The organism is Pseudoalteromonas sp. BSi20311, assembly GCF_000239875.1.
Taxonomy (GTDB): domain Bacteria; phylum Pseudomonadota; class Gammaproteobacteria; order Enterobacterales; family Alteromonadaceae; genus Pseudoalteromonas.
The window spans coordinates 39,183-55,872 of sequence record NZ_BADU01000075.1 but is presented as its reverse complement, the minus strand read 5'-3'; the positions used below and the strand labels follow the sequence as shown (position 1 = coordinate 55,872).

Here is a 16,690-nt window from a genome sequence, read left to right as displayed (position 1 = left end):
TGCAACATACCAAAACAGAGAGGGATTTTATAGAAATAGGGTAAGGAAGATACAGCATGAGCCAATCAAATATAGCCGATCACTACCGCCGCAATTTACGCGGCGAAGTTATCACCATTAACGACCGCTACTTACGCCCAGCCGATGTAGCACAAAAGTGCGGAATGCACCGTTCATCGTTATACCGGTTGATGGATAAAGGGCAGTTTCCTAAAACACATAAAATATCGAGCGGCCGTGTTGTGTGGCTTGAAGCCGATATTGAAGAGTTTATGCGTTTAGGCAGTGAGAAGTTTCAAGAGATTTACGGCAATAAACAAGTTAATAACTAGGAGCAGGGCAATGAGCACATACCAAGTATTTAGTCGCGAAACGTTAAGCAGTTTTAAAACATTAGCAGAGCAATGCCGCTATTTATTGAGCTGCAAAATTACAACACGCAAAGCCATATTTGGTTTAGACCCAGTGCTTCAGGCGCGCGTTGGCGATTTTGACTTGCCGGTTTATTGCAATGGCGACGAGTACCAAACAATACAAAAAGCCGTGTATTGGTTAAAAACACAAGCAACTAATTACTTAAAAGCAGCCACCCGCAGCCAGCAAGGAGTTAATTAATTATGGCAAACACAGCTATTAACTACCCAAACTCAGCGCCATTAAAAGCCGTAACTGGGCGCCACATACCAAAAGGCCTTGCCGAAATAAAAGCGCTGTTAGGCAGTGAGCGCCACACGCCAGAGTACGTGTATACCAAAGTGCTAAGCGAGCAAGAGCGCACATTAGTGTGTTTTGCAGCAGGCCTAAAGCGCCACCATTTAGAAAGCGGCTTTGCTAATTTTGATGCAGATACTCGCTTAAAAATTCACAAGGCTATTTTGCAAATGGAGCAATTAGTAAAAGCATTTACCGATGCTAACGCCATGGCACCGGCTAAGTTTTTACAAAACGCCCCGCGCGTTGAAGCCAGCACTAACTATTCACATTTAACTATTACAAAGGCGCAAGCATGAGTTCAACTAATCGCGGAACGGTGCGCAATGCAGATGATTACTACGTAACACCGCATTGGCTAATAGAAGACTTTTTAGCAGCGTTTGCTGAAAATAATATTTTGGTTTGTTCACCAGATGAAAACCCAAGAGTACTCGACCCAAGCGCAGGCGGCTGCGACAAGTACCCAATGAGCTACCCAACAGTATTAGAAAAAGAGGGTTTTACAGTAGATAGCTGGGATATACGTGAAGACTCACGCGCTAATTTAACAGGCGTTAACTTTTTAAACGTGCCAAGTTATGAATCACGCAAATACGACATGATCATCACAAACCCGCCATTTAACCAAGCGCAAGCGTTTACCGAGCACGCACTTGAAATGGTTGAAGACAGCTGTTTAGTGATTATGCTGCAACGCCTTAATTGGTTGGGTAGCCAAAAGCGCAAACCAATGTGGCAAAAGCTGCCATTAGCCGCGGTTTATGTGCATAGCAAACGCCCAGGCTTTGACCCCGCAAAACCAAGTAAAACCGACTCAACCGAATACGCTCACTTTGTATTTTGCAAAGGCTACCCAGCCGCCGCTGAAATCTTCGTAATTTAACAACCAATAACAACACCCAAAGGAATACTGAAATGAACGCTATCAAAGACCAAGATCTAACTAAAAAACAGTTAATACTCAATATTGTTTTACACGCCATTGAGCAAGCTAATTTTACTATTCGCAATTTAAACAAGCGCAGCACCATTGGCATGCTAATGCAGTGCGAAGACACGCTAACCGACTTGCTACCAATCGTAAAACTAATTGCCGACGACGACGTTAATTTTGAGCGAGCATACAGCCTAATGAGCATTGCATTACATGCAGTACAAACAGGTGGCGAGCCAATGGAAATAGAGCTGTAACAATGAGCATGTGGCCCATTGTAAGCTTTGATGTTGTAACAGCGGTTTTAACCATGGTTAAAGCCGTTGACGACATTGAACATAGAAATTTTTTAATAAGCGGCCTTGGCCGTTTTACTGCGTACAGCCAATATAAAATGGCTAAGCAATACCTTGCCAAAATTACCCCACCAAGCAACGCCTGGTATAAAGACGAGCCCATAAACCCAAGCGAAAAAGCAAACGCTTGGCTTTATGATGAGCTTAAAGGTATTGAACACCGCATTGATGTAACCAACCTAAAAATTAGCGCACCGGCTAAAGCGGCACTTAAAAAAGTGCATAACAATAATATTCATAATTACATTGTTAAAGACATTGTAGAAAGCAAGCGCGCGCCAAGCATACAAGCTAGCTTTGTGCGCCAAACTGCAAAAAACATGGAGTTTGCACAAAAGCAGCGCAATGTAAAAAAGCAACAACCTGTAACCAGCCAGAATTTACAGCAGCAGGTTGGCGATCAGGTGTCTAAATCGGCCATGTCGGTTATTAATGCGATTGACGATGTTGAAGAAGTTAATTTTATTTACCAATGCCTAAGCAAAGTACCAAAGCCACTGCAAATGCGAGTGGCTAAGCGCTTTATTAATAAATACGACACCAGCTTAAAAAATGCGGGTAAAGGTAAAAACGAAACCGACGAACAATATAAAAGCCGCTTACTTAATATTAGCCGTGGCTTGTACGACTTTAGCGGTAACAGCACTGATCACCAAGCGCCGCAGCTAACAACTAAAGCTATACGTGCACACTACAAAGCGAACGACTGGTTACGCCGCACAGTTAAAACATTAAAGCCCCGCCTTAAAATACTTGAGCAAATTGTTAGCAGCATGCCACTGCCATGGCACATTTTAGCTAATGCCGATAAAACCAAAAAGCACGGCAATGTGCTGGCTATGCAAACGGCCGAAATGATAAACGATTTAGCCAAAGAGCAGCCAACATGGGATGCAACCGACATACACGAAAAAGTAAACGAGTTTGCCGAGCAGTTTACTGTGCAGTTGCAATTTGCTGAAAAGGGCGATTACTTAACTGTGCCAGATGCCGAAGTAGCGCTATTAAAAGCACAAGATCATAAGTGGTGGGCGCGCAAACTTAAAACTATTCGTAGCCGCTACCTAGAGCACCTAGAAATTGCAACGGGCGAAGTGGGCCGCGATTTATTTAACAGCACAGACAAAAAAGGCAATAAAAAAACAGAGCGCCGCGGTATTAGCGCCTATTGCTCAAAACAAGCAGTGGCCGAATACACCACCAACCAAGAGCGCGGCAAGCGTTACCTAGAAAGCCTAGAATTAGTAAACGAGCAAAGTGATGTTATATCGCTAATGAAAGCGGTTGAGGCAGGCGTTGCCAACCCTGAAAATATGCGTAACGAGTTAATGCTACGCATACGCGAAACCGAAGAACTAGCAGACGAAATGGGCTACACCGGTGGGTTTTATAACATTACTGCACCGAGTCGTTTTCATGCAAATTCGCCATCGTGGGATGGGTCAACCCCAAAAGACGCTAGCCTGTATTTAAATAAACTGTATTCACAAGCGCGCGCTAAATTAGACCGCCTTGAAATACCGTATTTTGGTATTCGTGTAGCCGAGCCACATGCCGACGGTTGCACCCACTGGCACATGCTTTTATGGATGCCAGCGCGTTATTACGACAAAGTTAACCACTTACTGCGCCGCTACTTTACCCGCGACGACCGTGATGTATTTTTTCAGCGTTTTAAAAACCGCAAAGCATTACGTGCCCGCTACACAAAAGCGCGACGCATTTGGGGTTTAAATAAATCTAAAGGTGTTTACACCCGCGCACCGCTTAAAAACTATTTTCCGAGTAGCCCACGCTACACCGCAATAAAAATGCTACCGGCTACGGTAGATAAAGACGGTAAAAAGTCAGGCGGCGCTGCGGCCTATGTTGCTAAGTACGTAAGTAAAAATATTGATGGTTTTGCATTGGCAAACGAGTACGACGCAGAAACAGGCGAAAAACTAACCCAAGCAGTTAATCCGGTTAAAGCATGGGCTAGCACGTGGGGCATTAGGCAATTTCAGTTTCAAAAGTCGCCCTCCATTACTATTTGGCGCGAGTTGCGCCGAGTGCGTGAAGAAGTGCAAGGCAATGCCGATTTAGAGCAAGTACGCCAAGCGGCCGACAAGGGCGACTTTAAAGCCTTTGTTACCTTAATGGGTGGCTTTGGCATTGGCCGCGATGCGCGTTTTAAACCTGCCTACCAGCATACCGAATACGGTAACCAATACGCCGAATTTACTAAAACCCTAAAAGGTGTTGAAGACACCTTTGGGCTTTGCACGTTAGTGACTCGCGTTCATACCTGGTCTAAGCAAGCTATAGGCACTGCAGCTAATAACAACACCGCCGTAATTGGTGGGCAGGATGCTAACAACGTCGGCGTAGCCGACCTATCTTGGACTAGTGGGAATAATCGTACGCCTTTAGCTGTAGGGCATACAGACGAATTATTACTAGATATGATCGGGTTTACTTCAAAAGAGATCATTAACGTTAAAAAGGATCTGTTAGCAGGTAGGCGGGTTAAAAATAACGGCCTTATTTACCTAATAAAAGACGGTAATTTAGTGGTACTGGATGAAGTGGCGCAGCAAAAAGAGCAGCGCCAGCACGCTATTGACTATATAGCCAACAGTGAAGCGCAAAAACACGCCCCAAATAACGAACAAACCGCCGCTAAATGTAAAAACAAGCTTAGCGACTTTAGTCCTGCGCAAATTCAAGCGCTAAACCAAGGCGGCAACGTGATCAGCGGCAACCGTGTGTACTACATGCAAGAGCGCGAGCTACACAGTTTTGAGCAGCTAAACATGCAAGCGTCAAAATCGGCTATTAAGCCAACCCCAACCGAAAAACATTATGCATATGCCCGTGAGCTTTACGACTTGGCATTTATGTATGCAGAGCTAGACGGGCGCAGCGAACCGTCGAACACCCAATTTAATAAACACACGGCCGACATTATCGGCGACTTAGATTTAGCTAGATTAGTGCTAGCAGGCGAAGCCACTGCAATCAGTAGTAACGATTGGTGGTCACTGGATTTAATGGCGTAGGAGCAAATATGACGATTCAAATTTCAAAAATACTCATGCCAAAGGCATGTATTAGTTGCCTGGCGTTTTGCCCAAAGGGCTATGCAGAGGATCAGCACAGCCCGTTTATTACAAAATTCGATAGGCCTAAGCCTAAAACTCAATACGGCCAGTGCGGTAAAACAAATAACAGCGTATTTGCTACCGAAATTTGTACCGGCTATCAGCAAGAACCTAACGCCGACGTATTTGCAGTAACTAACAGACCACAACCAAAACAACAGGAGTCACTATGAACACACATCAAGCAGCCGAAAAAATGCTACAAACAGGGCTATTTTATAACCCAATCATGCTGGCCCGTGAATTTGGTGAGTCTGCGCAGCAGGGCGCCCGCTGTTTAAAAAATATATGCGCAAGCGATCGCTACAACACAATAGTAGAAACTTACCCGGTTCAAAAAGTAAAAGTAACGGCTATCGATGGCCGCCGAGTAACAATAGAGCAACTACAAACCACCGCGCTATTATTTAAGCGCCCACGTTTATTAGCAGGAGCGTAACCATGGCCACAGGTAAAGTAAAAGCGGGTGACGTTTTTAATAATTGGACGGTATTAAACGAAGACCGCCGCAACCGAGGAGTGCAGCATTTTATGTGTAAATGCGTATGCGGTACCACGCGCGTAGTACGTAAAGACAACCTAGGCCATGTGCAAGGTTGCGGCTGCGAGCGCAAAGAATACAAAGCCCGCACTAGCCCTGCAAAACCACGCACTAAAAAAGCGCGCATTGCGCAGGCCAAGCCAGTAAGCACACCGGCAAAAATAACGCACCGCGAAAACAAAGAGCCGCGCCCGCACTACCAGCAGCGCAGCAAATCAACCCGCGAACAGCTAGAAGAGCTACTAGCGCAAAAGCAGCTAGAAAAAGAATTAAGCGAATTATGGTGATCAATGAAACCAGCCGTTAAACGCCGCAACTGGGTGTACCACTCAGTTGTAAAACACAAAGCATTAAATAAAACATTAAACAAAAAGGAAGCGCACCATGCACCCACAAAATAAACCACTCGACAAAGGCCGTGTTGCCTGTATTGCTGAAAAATACCAGCAAGGCAACACCACCAAAAATCGCTACGCCACATTAGGCCGCGCCACTAAATGGCCAAGCAACAACCAAGGCGGAACCGACAGTGTAGAGATTGAACTCGATACCATGCCAATTAACCACCAAGGCCCGTTAAAACTATATATATTTTGGGAAAGCGAAAACCAACAAAGCCAAGGTTACGCACCGCAGCAATACCAAAGCCAGCCAGCGCCGCAGTATGATCAGCAGCAATACGCACCCCAACAACCAGCACCCCAGCAATACGGCCAACAGCGCCAGTAACCACCACCCACAAAAAAGGCCGCTAAATTAGCGGCCTTTTTTATGGCTATGTATTTTACAAGCCAACTAACTCTAATTGCTGCTCACGAGATAGATTTTTAATAAGCGATGCGGCTAATTGCTGCGTGCTTTTTACAGGCGGGTTTAAGAAGTGATCAAAAGATTGGGTAATACGAAACGTCGCGCCGCACTCACGAGTGTTAGTACACGAGCAATATAAATTAACCACATGGGCGCTTTGTTTTTCGCGTGATGTAACTGTTGCTTTAGCTTCGCAATTTGGACAAGTAACCCGCGCCATAATAACCACCAATCGTTAATAAAATACACTGTGATTATATACAGTGGCGCACTGTATGACAAACAACCATTTAACTACTGGCTGAGAATCTAAGAGCTAAAAAATTCACTCCTCCTCGCCTTCCGCTTTCGTGCAAAAAATGCGTCAAATTGACAACCTCAGTGACAAGCACTTTTTGGCTAAGCCTTATAATAAAAGGATCTAAAAGAAAGTTTAAAAGGATCGCAATGGCAAAAACGTGACAATGTTAGACACAAAGTGACAATGAAAAGATCAAATAGGTGGCTATTTATTTAATATTGAAATATTATTAAATTATTATCACTTAACCGATAAATATTTATGAACTATTTATTTAAAGGCACGCAAACACCAGAGCGATTAAACTTGCTTTTATCGCTGTGTAAAATTAGCAGTGAAGATATTAAAACTGCGCTCAGCGATTACCTAGTTCGCGGCATTGATAAAAAGTCAGCGGCGCTATTAAACGGAGTTCCTGCGCCTAACTTTTCACGCGCACTTAATCAGCTAAATGCTAAAGCCGAAGTGGTCGAGAAAATAAAAGAAATAGATTGGCAAAAGCGCTAGCTAGTCACTAGCGCTTTTTTTATTGCCGCCTTTACTTCCCCAAAACGCCCTAAACAATCGCATTAACCCAAGCGTTGAAACGGCAATACCCACTATCACAAATTCAAAGTACCAGGGCGCACCTTCATAACCCATGGCTTGCCAGCCTTTTTGCATATACGGCTGCATGGCAGGCATAAAGTGACACACAAACAACCCCAAAAAGAATAAAATAATCACTTCATCCATGATGGTTTTATCGCGGTTCTTTAAAACAAGAAAGTCATAATCGGCGTCGTTTTGCTCGGCCTGCATACAGCGCTTTGCTTTAGCTTCAAACTGGGCAATTTTAAAATTGTTTTCAGCGCGTGCAACATCGGCCGCCATTTCGGCCGCTATGCGTTTACGCTCAACGTAACCACCGGTTAAATCGGCTATTGGGTTTGTGATGAATGAAACCAGTGTTTTAAACCATCCCATTATTTGCCACCTCTAATTAATTTAATAAAACTCTTTGGGTCTTTGCTAAACGTTTCAATAAATTTATTGATCCCCTCCAAAATGTGCGGGGCCGCATACGCAGTTACACCAATAACACCCGTTTTTAAGCTTTCATCAAATTGCCGCCACTCGCAAAACATAGCCGCCAAGTACGCCGCAAAAACAGCAATTAACACACTCATAAAATAATGAAAAAACGTAAACACCTTACGGCTTAAATACATTTGTATAGCCGCCGCTAAAAAGCTCAACATAAGCAACTGCCCCCACTGTTTTATAAATTCAATAATATCTATCCAGCTCATGCGTCTTCCTTGGGTGTTGGGTTGAGGTCAGAATACTCAGGCTCTTTAAACTCAATACGCTGCGCGGCAGGTAAATAATTATTAATGCCTAAAACGTCTTGCTGCAGTGGCACCACTTCATTGTTGTAATAAGCGCGAGTAATTTTATCTAAATCACCAAAGCCAGCACTGTCACCAGACGACTGGCCGCTAAGTGCTTCTTGTGCACGGTGCATACTCAGCATATCGTTAAGCGTAATTTTTTTAATGCGCTCAAATTCATCTTTAGTTGATATATCGCCAACCGGTGTAATGTTTATCGACTTTTCAGCATCGGCTTTATTACTTCTAAAATTAAAAAATAAACTTCTAAAATTACCTACACCCTTGCTGTCACGTATTGCATTTTTAAGCGCGGCCTCATCTTCATTACTTAGGTTCGGATCGGCCATTGAAAATATAAAGCCCATGTGAGCACCGTTCTTGTAGTAACGGCGTCTAAATAAAGTGGCATCTTCATTTAATAATGCCGACTGAATACCCCCGTAATACTGCGGTATACCGTAAATACCTTGGGCGGGGTCGTACTCTTTTACGTGTATAACTTCACCCGCATTAAAATAAATAGGCTCATGGCTGCGGTTACTTAATTGCGCATACACACCGCGCGTACTCGTATAGCGCATAGTCAATGCAGGCAGGTGCCGCAGTTTAATAATTTGCCCAAACGAATTTTTAATAATTTGCAAATAAGCGTTGCCGCTCCACAACAAATCAAAGCCAAACTTACTTAATGCTTGATGGCTTAAAAGCGGGTTTGGCTTATACCACTTTAAAATCATGTTGCGCTTAAAATACAAAATGGGCCCGTGCTGGGCATTAACGCGCAGCAGTTTAATTAAACCCTGCAAACTAATGGGCGGCGCATAAACGCCGTTGCTATCACTAAACACACCAACGTAATCGGTTAGCCGGTTATCTAAACACGGCTCAGGGTCGCCAAAACTAAACGCATCGGTAACCGCTGTTCGTTGGTTATAATTAGGCGCATGGCCGTTGCTTACTTTTAATCGTGGTTTCATTAAGCTGCAATTCCTACAGATGTTTGGCGGCTGTGGGCATTACCGTCCAATGGTTCAAATTTCATGGCATGCATAATCGCCCACGCAATATCGGCATGACCAGTTGTAGCGGTGCGGTTAGTAGCATAGGTAATTTGGTCGCCAACCACTTTACGGCGAATATTAATAAACGAACTGGCAATGTTTACCGCATCCTGGTCAAACTCAAAGCGTCGGTTTTTAATTACGTTAATCGCCTTAATAACCAGCTGGTTTTTAATAATGGGGTTGTAATGTATAGGCTCAGCGTTCGGGTAAAATTTAGTGATCATCTCCCACACACCATAACCAATGCCCGTGGTATCAACACCAACGTGTTGCACGTTGTATTTTTCGGTGAGTAGCTTTATCTCGCTGGCCATGGCTTCAAAGTCATTGCCGCTTAAATCAACCGCTTCAAGTAAGCGGAACTTTTCGCCAGGCTTCATAGGTGCACTTAACACAGCAACGCTTGCTTTGTCGCCAAAACGGGCAGGGTCAAAGCCAATAACCACAGGCTTTAATGCGAATGGGCGCTCGGCATCCAAGTCAAAATCATCCCACTTGGTAGAGTCGCCCACACAGGCCATAAGTTGTTTAAGATTAAACGCACTGTGCGCATCATCAATAAACTTACACATAAACAAGTTATTAAACTCATCCGTGCTGTATTCGTTTTCAAGTACGCCAATATCAATGCGGTCAAAGCCTGAGTTAACCACATCATGCACAGTCAGCATTTGGCGCCAAATGCCATCATCGCAAAGCCTGCCATTTTTTAAGCTTTTATGGCTAACATCAATCGCAAATTCAGGGTCGTTACACGCCTTAGTTTTGCGGTACCATTTACCGTTCCAGTGGTCGTATGCTTCATGGCTAGTAACACTCGGCGTACTAAAATACGTAATACGCAAATGCTTATGCGTTGCCATAGCCTGCGCCAAGCCCCGTAATCTCTTATATTTAGGAATCCAAAAAACTTCATCTATATATAAATCGCCGCTTTCCGACTGAGCAGTACGCGCATTAGTACTTTTAAAAATAAGCTTAACCGTTTTACCACCGGCTAAATTAAGCACCATTGGTGAACCGGTTAGCTCAACATTAAAATGCTCACACACCAGCGCCACAATATTGGCCTTAAATACTTCCGCCTGGTCGCGGCTCGCCGATATAAATATTTTATTGCGGCCATTAATAATTGCATCAACAAAGGCTTCAAACGCAAAGTAAAAAGTAGCCCCAATTTGGCGGGGCTTTAAAATAAAGCGGGTGCGGTGATCTTGGTTTTCAAACCAATGTTTTTGGTGAGGGTAAAGCAGTTTATCTTTAAGCTCGTTGAGCATATCAAGCGTAATGCCAGAGCAATCATTTTTCTTTTTCTTCTTCGACTTTTTGCCGCTGCCACTATTACCAGCGGCCGCATCGTCATTGTTAGCGCGTTGTTTAGGGGCAGGCGCCAGCTTGCTTTTATTAAGCGCACACAGCTGGCGCGTGCAAAAGTCTAGCTCTTTATATTCAGCATCGGTTTTATTGTCTTTATCGGCTAACAAATTAATACGGCGACTAAACGCCATTTCGGCATTATACGTTGGGCACATGTCAGCCCAGTTCTCAGCCTCAGACCAACGCCTAATACTGCGCGCACTGGGCATACCTGCTAAGTCGGCTATTTCTTCATAGGTATAGCCCTCAACAACATACAAATCCTGTGCTTTTTTGCGTATCTCTGGTCCGTAATTAGCCTTCATAGCGCGCCACATTAATTAATCCATGGCGGCAGTGTATTAGTAATAAAGCGCGTAATCTGTCTGTTAAAAACCTGCCCATTCCTAAAAGCTAAATATAGGAATTTCAAAAAGTTAAACCGTTGGAAAGGGTTAAAAAGAGGGTGCAAACTGCAGTTACTTTAAAGCATAAAGCTTAATTAAAAAACATTTAAAAGGTTTGTTATATGCCAGGTCAACTACGTACAAAACCATTATCAATTGCCGCCGTTGGCATGACCGTCGACGGCCGAGAAATAACCGAACAAGACGTAGCCGACATTGTAGAAACCTACAACCCCCGCAAATATGGCGCCCGCATAAATCTCGATCACGAATTCAACTGGTCAGGCTGGGCCGCTAAAAACCTACACAATGTTGATATACCCGGCATGCTCGGCGACGTAGTTAGCGTAGAAGCATACGAAAACGAAGATGGCATAACGTGCTTATACGCCGTACTCGCACCCAATCAAGGGTTTGTAGCATTAAACAAAGCCGACCAAGCGGTTTACTTTAGTATCGAAATTAACCGCGACTTCATGGGCACTGGCAAAACCTACCTAACCGGCCTTGCTGTAACCGACTATCCAGCAAGCTGCTACACCGACCGAATCCATTTCAGTAGTAAGAGCAAAGCAGACGACACGGAAGTCTCTTTATTAACCGTTGACTTAGGGTCATGTGAGCCTATCGACACACCTAAAAAACCCTTTTTTAAACGACTATTCGCAAAGGAAGAACCCGACATGAAACCAGAAGAATTAGCCACCGCATTAAAAGATGCACTCGGCACACCACTTGAGCAGTTTAGCCAAAAGCTAGACGGCCTAACAGCAAAGCTCGATTCGTTTTCAACAACAAAAGTTGACGACGAACAAGAAACCGCCCCGCCAGCCGAAGAACCAGCCGAGCTAACAAAGCTTAAAGAAGAGCTATCAAGCACAAAAACCGCATTGGACGAACTTAACGACAAGTTTGCCAAGGCATTAAAAACACCTGCGGGTGACACAACCAACGCCGACGAAGAACACGAAGGCGACGAAGGCAAATACAGCAACTGCTTGTAATTGCCGCACCCTAAATTAACTTAGCAAAACGCAGGAACGAAAATGAAAACCAGAACAAAACAACTCTTTACCGCAGTACTAGCAGGCATGGCCAGCAACTACGGCGTAGCATCAATGAGCGAGCAATTTAACGTAGAGCCAACAACTGAGCAGCGCCTATACGACGCAACGTACGACTCAGTAGAATTTCTACAATTAATCAACACCGCACTGGTAGACGACATTGTCGGCCAATCGGTAATCATGAGCGTAGACGGTGGCGTAACAGGCCGCGCCGGTGTAGAAACCGACAACACCAAAGAGCGCCAAACACGCGACGTATCAGCACTAAAAAAACGCGAATACCGTTGTTATCCGGTTGAATGTGACATTCACATCACCTGGAACAAAATGGACCAGTGGTCAAAATTCCCAGACTTTCATCAGCGTTACCGTAATCACGTTCGCCAGGCAATTGCACTCGACATTATTAAAATTGGCTTTAATGGTACATCAGCTGCAAACACAACCGACATTGCAACCAATACCATGCTGCAAGACGTAAACATTGGCTGGTTACAGCTGCTACGCCGCGACGCACCCGAGCGCGTAATTACCGAAGGTGCAACCCTTGGTGAAATCCGTATTGGTGCCGGTGGCGATTACGAAAACCTAGATCAAGCCGTGCACGATGCACTGCAAGGTATCCCAGTGCACAAGCGTGTAAACATGGTGGCCATTATTGGTGACGAGCTATTAGCGCAAGATAAAAACAAGCTATACGCCAAGCAAGCACACACGCCAAGTGAAAAAACTAAAATCGAATTGCAGCAAGTTATCGAAACTTACGGCGGCCTAGCTAGCTACAAAATTCCGTTCTTTCCAGAGCGCGGCATTTTAATTACCAGCTTTGAAAACCTAAGCCACTACGTACAAGCAGGCTCAACCCGCACCCACGTAGAAGACAACGCCAAAAAGAAACGCGTTGAAGACTACCTATCACGCAACGATTGCTACTACGTCGAAGACCTTGAAAAAGCAATGTACTTCGAGTCAGCAAACATCAAGTTGCCAAACTCAGCAGGAGACGCCTGGGTATAACCGCCTAATTTATTAGCGCAGCAATTAGCCGCCCTTTTCCCTAGTTTCAGGGCGGCTTTTTTTAACCAAATTAAAGAGTGTTTTTAAATGAGCTTAGTCAAAAAATCATTAGCCAAAGCAGTAAGCAGTGTACCAACTAGCACTGAAAAGCAAGCGCCAACGGCAGCGGCAACAGCCACTCAAGCTAACGCGCCAGCAAACAACACCGAGCAAAACGAGTACCCGTTTTTTGCAGCGGCCATCGAATCAGACTTGGCTCAATTAAAAACATTTGCCGACATTAGCGACAAAGCAACATACAAATCAGAAGCGCTAGAGCGCCAAGACTACCTAACATACATAAACCAATACCGCCTAAGCGGCCAAAACCACCACAACAAAGTGTTGGCGTGGGTGTTTATTTGGCTAGTTGATTTAAAGCGCTGGGATGCAGTAATGGACTTATTGCCATTAATGATCGAGCAAAAACAACCACTGCCAACCGTGTTTAATACTAAGCATTGGGCAGCGTTCGTTATCGACCAGCTCTACGACGACGCAAATTACTACCTTGCCGAATCACACCAACAAGGCCTGTACGACATTGGCTTTATACTGCACCGCTTAATTTACGTAGTTAAAAACCAAGACTGGGCAGGGCTTGAAGTGGTCGGCGGCAAGCTTTACGCCATCGCTGCAAAAGTTAACAAAGCACAGCTTAACTTAGGTAACGCGCTTTACTTTGCCGAAATGGCTCAAAGCATTAACGACAAAGCAGGCGTTAAAACCCTGCTAAAAGAACTGCAAAAAATGATTAAACCAGCGGAGCCAGAACAGCAAACCGCAAACTAGCTCCAACGCCAGCGGGCAACTTAGCACAACGTTAGCATTACTTGCTTAACGCGCGTGACTAAGTGGCGCCCGCACCCCAATTTAATGAGTGTATTTTACAGGTGCAATATGAATTTAAGCGGTATGCCACAAGCAGATTTACAAAGCGTCAATGTAATCATTGAAGCCAGCGGCTATTACCCAGCGCTAAGCACCGCCCATTTTATTGAGCACTACGCAGTTGCCCAAGAATACGCCAGCAAAAGCGAACTACTTGTTGAAAAGCTACGTTACGCGCAGGCCGAAATTAACCAAGAGCTAGCAAACGCAAAGCTTACCAATGGCAAAACGTTAAGCGCCGCGCAAGCGATGTTTTATGAGCGCGCAGTTTACAGCAAAGCAAAAGCCAGTTTGCTGGTATCAAAGCTAGGCAGCACGCACCGCGACAGCGCCACAGCACAAAGCCAAGCGGCAATAGACAACCACGAACACTGGCAAAAACAAAGCATAAACGCCATGCGGTTACTGCAATCGCTCAGCCCTAACTTATCGGTAGAACTACTGTGAGCCAAAGCAAAATAGCGCAGCTTAAACAGCATTTAGCAACGGCCGAATACCAAGGCCGCAACCTCGCGCTAAGCACCCAGTTCGACAGCTGGATAGAGGGTGGTCGCATAGAGCCAAGTAGCAAAACCATTAACGGCAATGGCCTATTAGCCGCGCGGTTTTATTACTCAGGGGTGATCAGCATAAACCCATGCGCCGCACCTGCCGCGCTTATTTGTGCATTTGCATCGTTTTGGTTGCAAAACAACGGCGGCAAATACGACAGCCCCGACATTGAATTTAGCGCCGACATAAACGACGACAACAGCAACGAAGTAGAGCTAACAATAAACCAGCTATGCGAAAACATAGAGCTAATACAAACACCCAACGGCCCGTTTGAATTTAACGGCAACCGTTACGACTTTGGCGAGCAAAGCCTATGGATAGCTGAAGCATTCACGCTTGAGGGTCAAGTAAGCCGTGCTTAACGTCAAGTTTGATCAAGGTCGCAGCAAAGAGCAGCTCGCGCTTTTACAGCTCAAGCCACAAAAGCGCCGCAACATATTGCGCAGCGCAATACGTGCAGCAAACAAAAGCAGTAAAGAGCGCATTACCAGGCAAAGCGATTTAGCGGGTAAAACATGGCAAGCACGTGCCAACGGCAAAAAAAAGAAAATGCTCACCAAGCTAAAGCGCAACATGAAAGTGCGCTACGGCGCAAATAGCGCAGGCGTATATTTTAAAGGGGGCAACAGCGGAAAAATAGCCCGCGCCCATCAAGAGGGCGTAAGCCTAGACGCAGGCAAGCCAAAAGGCAAAGCCGCACAAAATAAAGAAGGGCCAGCCACGCGCAACTTAGCCCGCGCATTAATAGCCGAGGGTTACAAAATACCGCGCGGCAAAGGAAAGGGCGCCAAACGCGCCAGTATTAAATGGATAACAAACAATTTAAGCATTAACCAAGCAGGGTTTTTACTGCGCGAACTAAAGGGCAGCTCAGGCAAGAGCACATGGAAAATTAATTTACCGGCCCGCTCATTTTTAGGGCAAACAGCGGCCGAACAAAAAGAGCAAATGAATTTTATTTTAAACAAAGCTATGCAAGTGGCGTAGCGCAAGCAAAAAAAGGAACGACCATGGCACAAGGTAAAGTATCCGTTGCCGCCATTCAAACAGGCAGTGGCGCTACAAAACAAGTAGAACGCACCGTATTATTTATAGGCCAAGCGCCCGAAAATAACGGCAAAATTCTATCCATAAATGCACAAAGCGACTTTGATGAGTTGTTTGGCGCAGCCGACTCACCATTAAAAACCCAAGTTAAGGCGTGGCAGCGCAACGGCGACGACCTAGTAAGTGGTTATGCAATCGCGCACGCAATCGACGCCGACGTAATGGCACTTATTGACGAAGCAATGGATCAAGACATCAGTCCCGAAATCATTGTTATTTGTACGCCCGTAACAGGCAAAGCAGAAATCGAAAGCCACCAAGCTAAAGCGCTTGAAATTCTATCAAGCCTTGCACGTCGTGTTCGCTTTTTACTTGCCGCACCAGGTTTAACAGCCGAGCAAAACTGGCCTGATTTAGTCACCGCATTACAACCATTAACCGACGGCGTAGTCGCTGATCGCGTAGGTGTAGTGCCATTGCTATTTGGTGACGAACTAGGCGCAGTAACAGGCCGCTTATGTAAAAGTGCAGTCACTATTGCCGATAGCCCAATGCGCGTACTTACGGGTGCAATGTCACTCATGCCGCATCCGGTAGATGCCGCAGGCAAACCGCTAACCAACTCAACCACCGCCGCACTAGACGCACTGCGCTTTAGTTGCACTCAGTTTTACCCAGACTTTGACGGCACATATTTTGGCGACGTAAACATGCTAGATGCCGAAGGTGGCGACTTTCAGCAAATCGAAACAGGCCGCATTGTCGATAAAGCCGCACGCGACGTGCGCATTATTGCCATTCAAAACATTAAAAACCGCCGCCTAAACAACAGCACCAGCGGTATTGAGTTTGGCAAGCGCATTATGGGCAAACCGCTACGCGAAATGGCGCGCTCAATTAACATTGGTGCCGACAAGTTCCCGGGCTTAATCGACACGCCAAAAGACGACAGCATCAACCTAACGTTTATGAACGCAACCACATTGCAAGTAGTACTCAAGGTTAAGCCAATCAACTCACCCAACACCATCATTGTTGGCATCATGTTAGATAACGCAGAATAGGAGCGCGA

23 protein-coding genes are annotated in these 16,690 nt (G+C 45.2%); 18 read left to right on the top strand and 5 right to left on the bottom strand.

Annotation, left to right across the window (positions count from 1 at the left end; all coding sequences use genetic code 11):
- Window positions 1-56: 56 nt before the first annotated feature.
- From P20311_RS08430 to P20311_RS08385, 10 genes are all read left to right on the top strand, one after another.
- Entirely contained in the window at window positions 57-332 is a 276-nt protein-coding gene (locus tag P20311_RS08430; protein WP_008111708.1) for an AlpA family transcriptional regulator, read from the top strand.
- A gap of 10 nt (window positions 333-342) precedes the next feature.
- The gene (locus P20311_RS08425) at window positions 343-615 is read left to right on the top strand and encodes a hypothetical protein (protein ID WP_008111706.1); all 273 of its coding nucleotides are present in this window, start codon (window positions 343-345) and stop codon (window positions 613-615) included.
- A gap of 2 nt (window positions 616-617) precedes the next feature.
- A complete protein-coding gene (locus tag P20311_RS08420; RefSeq protein ID WP_008111705.1) occupies window positions 618-1,010 on the top strand; it encodes a hypothetical protein in 393 nt (130 codons plus the stop codon).
- Entirely contained in the window at window positions 1,007-1,597 is a 591-nt protein-coding gene (locus tag P20311_RS08415) for a hypothetical protein (protein WP_008111703.1), read from the top strand. The genes P20311_RS08420 and P20311_RS08415 overlap by 4 nt, the downstream gene beginning before the upstream one ends.
- Before the next feature lie 32 nt (window positions 1,598-1,629).
- Window positions 1,630-1,905, top strand: a complete 276-nt coding sequence (locus tag P20311_RS08410; RefSeq protein ID WP_008111702.1) for a hypothetical protein — start codon at window positions 1,630-1,632, stop codon at window positions 1,903-1,905.
- Window positions 1,906-1,907: 2 nt separating this feature from the next.
- Entirely contained in the window at window positions 1,908-5,045 is a 3,138-nt protein-coding gene (locus P20311_RS08405) for a replication endonuclease (RefSeq protein ID WP_008111701.1), read from the top strand.
- 8 nt (window positions 5,046-5,053) lie between these two features.
- Window positions 5,054-5,320, top strand: coding sequence for a hypothetical protein (locus P20311_RS08400; RefSeq protein ID WP_008111700.1), 267 nt, complete (start codon window positions 5,054-5,056; stop codon window positions 5,318-5,320).
- Window positions 5,317-5,586: a hypothetical protein gene (locus P20311_RS08395; protein WP_008111699.1), complete on the top strand. Its 270-nt coding sequence runs from the start codon at window positions 5,317-5,319 to the stop codon at window positions 5,584-5,586. The genes P20311_RS08400 and P20311_RS08395 overlap by 4 nt, the downstream gene beginning before the upstream one ends.
- 2 nt (window positions 5,587-5,588) lie before the next feature.
- Window positions 5,589-5,975 carry a hypothetical protein gene (locus P20311_RS08390; RefSeq protein WP_008111698.1) on the top strand — a complete coding sequence of 129 codons (387 nt, stop codon included), beginning with the start codon at window positions 5,589-5,591 and terminating at the stop codon, window positions 5,973-5,975.
- 97 nt (window positions 5,976-6,072) lie between these two features.
- A complete protein-coding gene (locus P20311_RS08385) occupies window positions 6,073-6,417 on the top strand; it encodes a hypothetical protein (RefSeq protein ID WP_008111697.1) in 345 nt (114 codons plus the stop codon).
- 55 nt (window positions 6,418-6,472) lie between these two features.
- Here P20311_RS08385 and P20311_RS08380 read toward each other — a convergent pair whose 3' ends face one another.
- On the bottom strand, window positions 6,473-6,718 hold the full coding sequence (locus tag P20311_RS08380; RefSeq protein WP_008111696.1) for an ogr/Delta-like zinc finger family protein: 246 nt from the start codon (window positions 6,716-6,718) through the stop codon (window positions 6,473-6,475).
- A gap of 342 nt (window positions 6,719-7,060) precedes the next feature.
- Here P20311_RS08380 and P20311_RS08375 point away from each other — a divergent pair, with 342 nt between their 5' ends.
- Complete coding sequence (locus tag P20311_RS08375) at window positions 7,061-7,306, top strand: PapB/FocB family fimbrial expression transcriptional regulator (RefSeq protein WP_008111695.1); 246 nt, start codon at window positions 7,061-7,063, stop codon at window positions 7,304-7,306.
- Here P20311_RS08375 and P20311_RS08370 read toward each other — a convergent pair whose 3' ends face one another.
- Genes P20311_RS08370 through P20311_RS08355 form a run of 4 tightly spaced genes read right to left on the bottom strand, consistent with a single transcriptional unit; the run spans window position 7,307 to window position 10,933 of the window.
- Window positions 7,307-7,765, bottom strand: coding sequence for a hypothetical protein (locus P20311_RS08370; RefSeq protein ID WP_008111694.1), 459 nt, complete (start codon window positions 7,763-7,765; stop codon window positions 7,307-7,309).
- Entirely contained in the window at window positions 7,765-8,091 is a 327-nt protein-coding gene (locus P20311_RS08365; protein ID WP_008111693.1) for a phage holin family protein, read from the bottom strand. The genes P20311_RS08370 and P20311_RS08365 overlap by 1 nt, the downstream gene beginning before the upstream one ends.
- The gene (locus P20311_RS08360) at window positions 8,088-9,152 is read right to left on the bottom strand and encodes a phage portal protein (RefSeq protein ID WP_008111692.1); all 1,065 of its coding nucleotides are present in this window, start codon (window positions 9,150-9,152) and stop codon (window positions 8,088-8,090) included. The genes P20311_RS08365 and P20311_RS08360 overlap by 4 nt, the downstream gene beginning before the upstream one ends.
- Window positions 9,152-10,933 (bottom strand): terminase large subunit domain-containing protein, encoded by a 1,782-nt coding sequence (locus P20311_RS08355; protein WP_008111691.1) that lies wholly within the window; start codon window positions 10,931-10,933, stop codon window positions 9,152-9,154. Before P20311_RS08355 ends, P20311_RS08360 begins: the two co-directional genes overlap by 1 nt.
- A gap of 191 nt (window positions 10,934-11,124) precedes the next feature.
- Between P20311_RS08355 and P20311_RS08350 the strand changes: the two genes are divergently transcribed.
- The 7 genes from P20311_RS08350 (at window position 11,125) to P20311_RS08320 (ending at window position 16,682) form a co-directional block, all read left to right on the top strand.
- On the top strand, window positions 11,125-12,006 hold the full coding sequence (locus P20311_RS08350) for a GPO family capsid scaffolding protein (protein ID WP_008111690.1): 882 nt from the start codon (window positions 11,125-11,127) through the stop codon (window positions 12,004-12,006).
- A 42-nt stretch (window positions 12,007-12,048) separates the two neighbouring features.
- Window positions 12,049-13,086: a phage major capsid protein, P2 family gene (locus tag P20311_RS08345; protein ID WP_008111688.1), complete on the top strand. Its 1,038-nt coding sequence runs from the start codon at window positions 12,049-12,051 to the stop codon at window positions 13,084-13,086.
- Between the two features lie 87 nt (window positions 13,087-13,173).
- Window positions 13,174-13,917: a phage terminase small subunit gene (gene gpM / locus P20311_RS08340; protein ID WP_008111686.1), complete on the top strand. Its 744-nt coding sequence runs from the start codon at window positions 13,174-13,176 to the stop codon at window positions 13,915-13,917.
- Window positions 13,918-14,025: 108 nt separating this feature from the next.
- Window positions 14,026-14,463: a head completion/stabilization protein gene (locus P20311_RS08335; RefSeq protein WP_008111684.1), complete on the top strand. Its 438-nt coding sequence runs from the start codon at window positions 14,026-14,028 to the stop codon at window positions 14,461-14,463.
- Window positions 14,460-14,933, top strand: coding sequence for a phage tail protein (locus tag P20311_RS08330; protein WP_008111682.1), 474 nt, complete (start codon window positions 14,460-14,462; stop codon window positions 14,931-14,933). The genes P20311_RS08335 and P20311_RS08330 overlap by 4 nt, the downstream gene beginning before the upstream one ends.
- Window positions 14,926-15,558: a phage virion morphogenesis protein gene (locus P20311_RS08325; RefSeq protein WP_008111681.1), complete on the top strand. Its 633-nt coding sequence runs from the start codon at window positions 14,926-14,928 to the stop codon at window positions 15,556-15,558. The genes P20311_RS08330 and P20311_RS08325 overlap by 8 nt, the downstream gene beginning before the upstream one ends.
- Before the next feature lie 23 nt (window positions 15,559-15,581).
- On the top strand, window positions 15,582-16,682 hold the full coding sequence (locus P20311_RS08320; RefSeq protein ID WP_008111679.1) for a DUF2586 domain-containing protein: 1,101 nt from the start codon (window positions 15,582-15,584) through the stop codon (window positions 16,680-16,682).
- The last annotated feature ends 8 nt before the right edge of the window (window positions 16,683-16,690 follow it).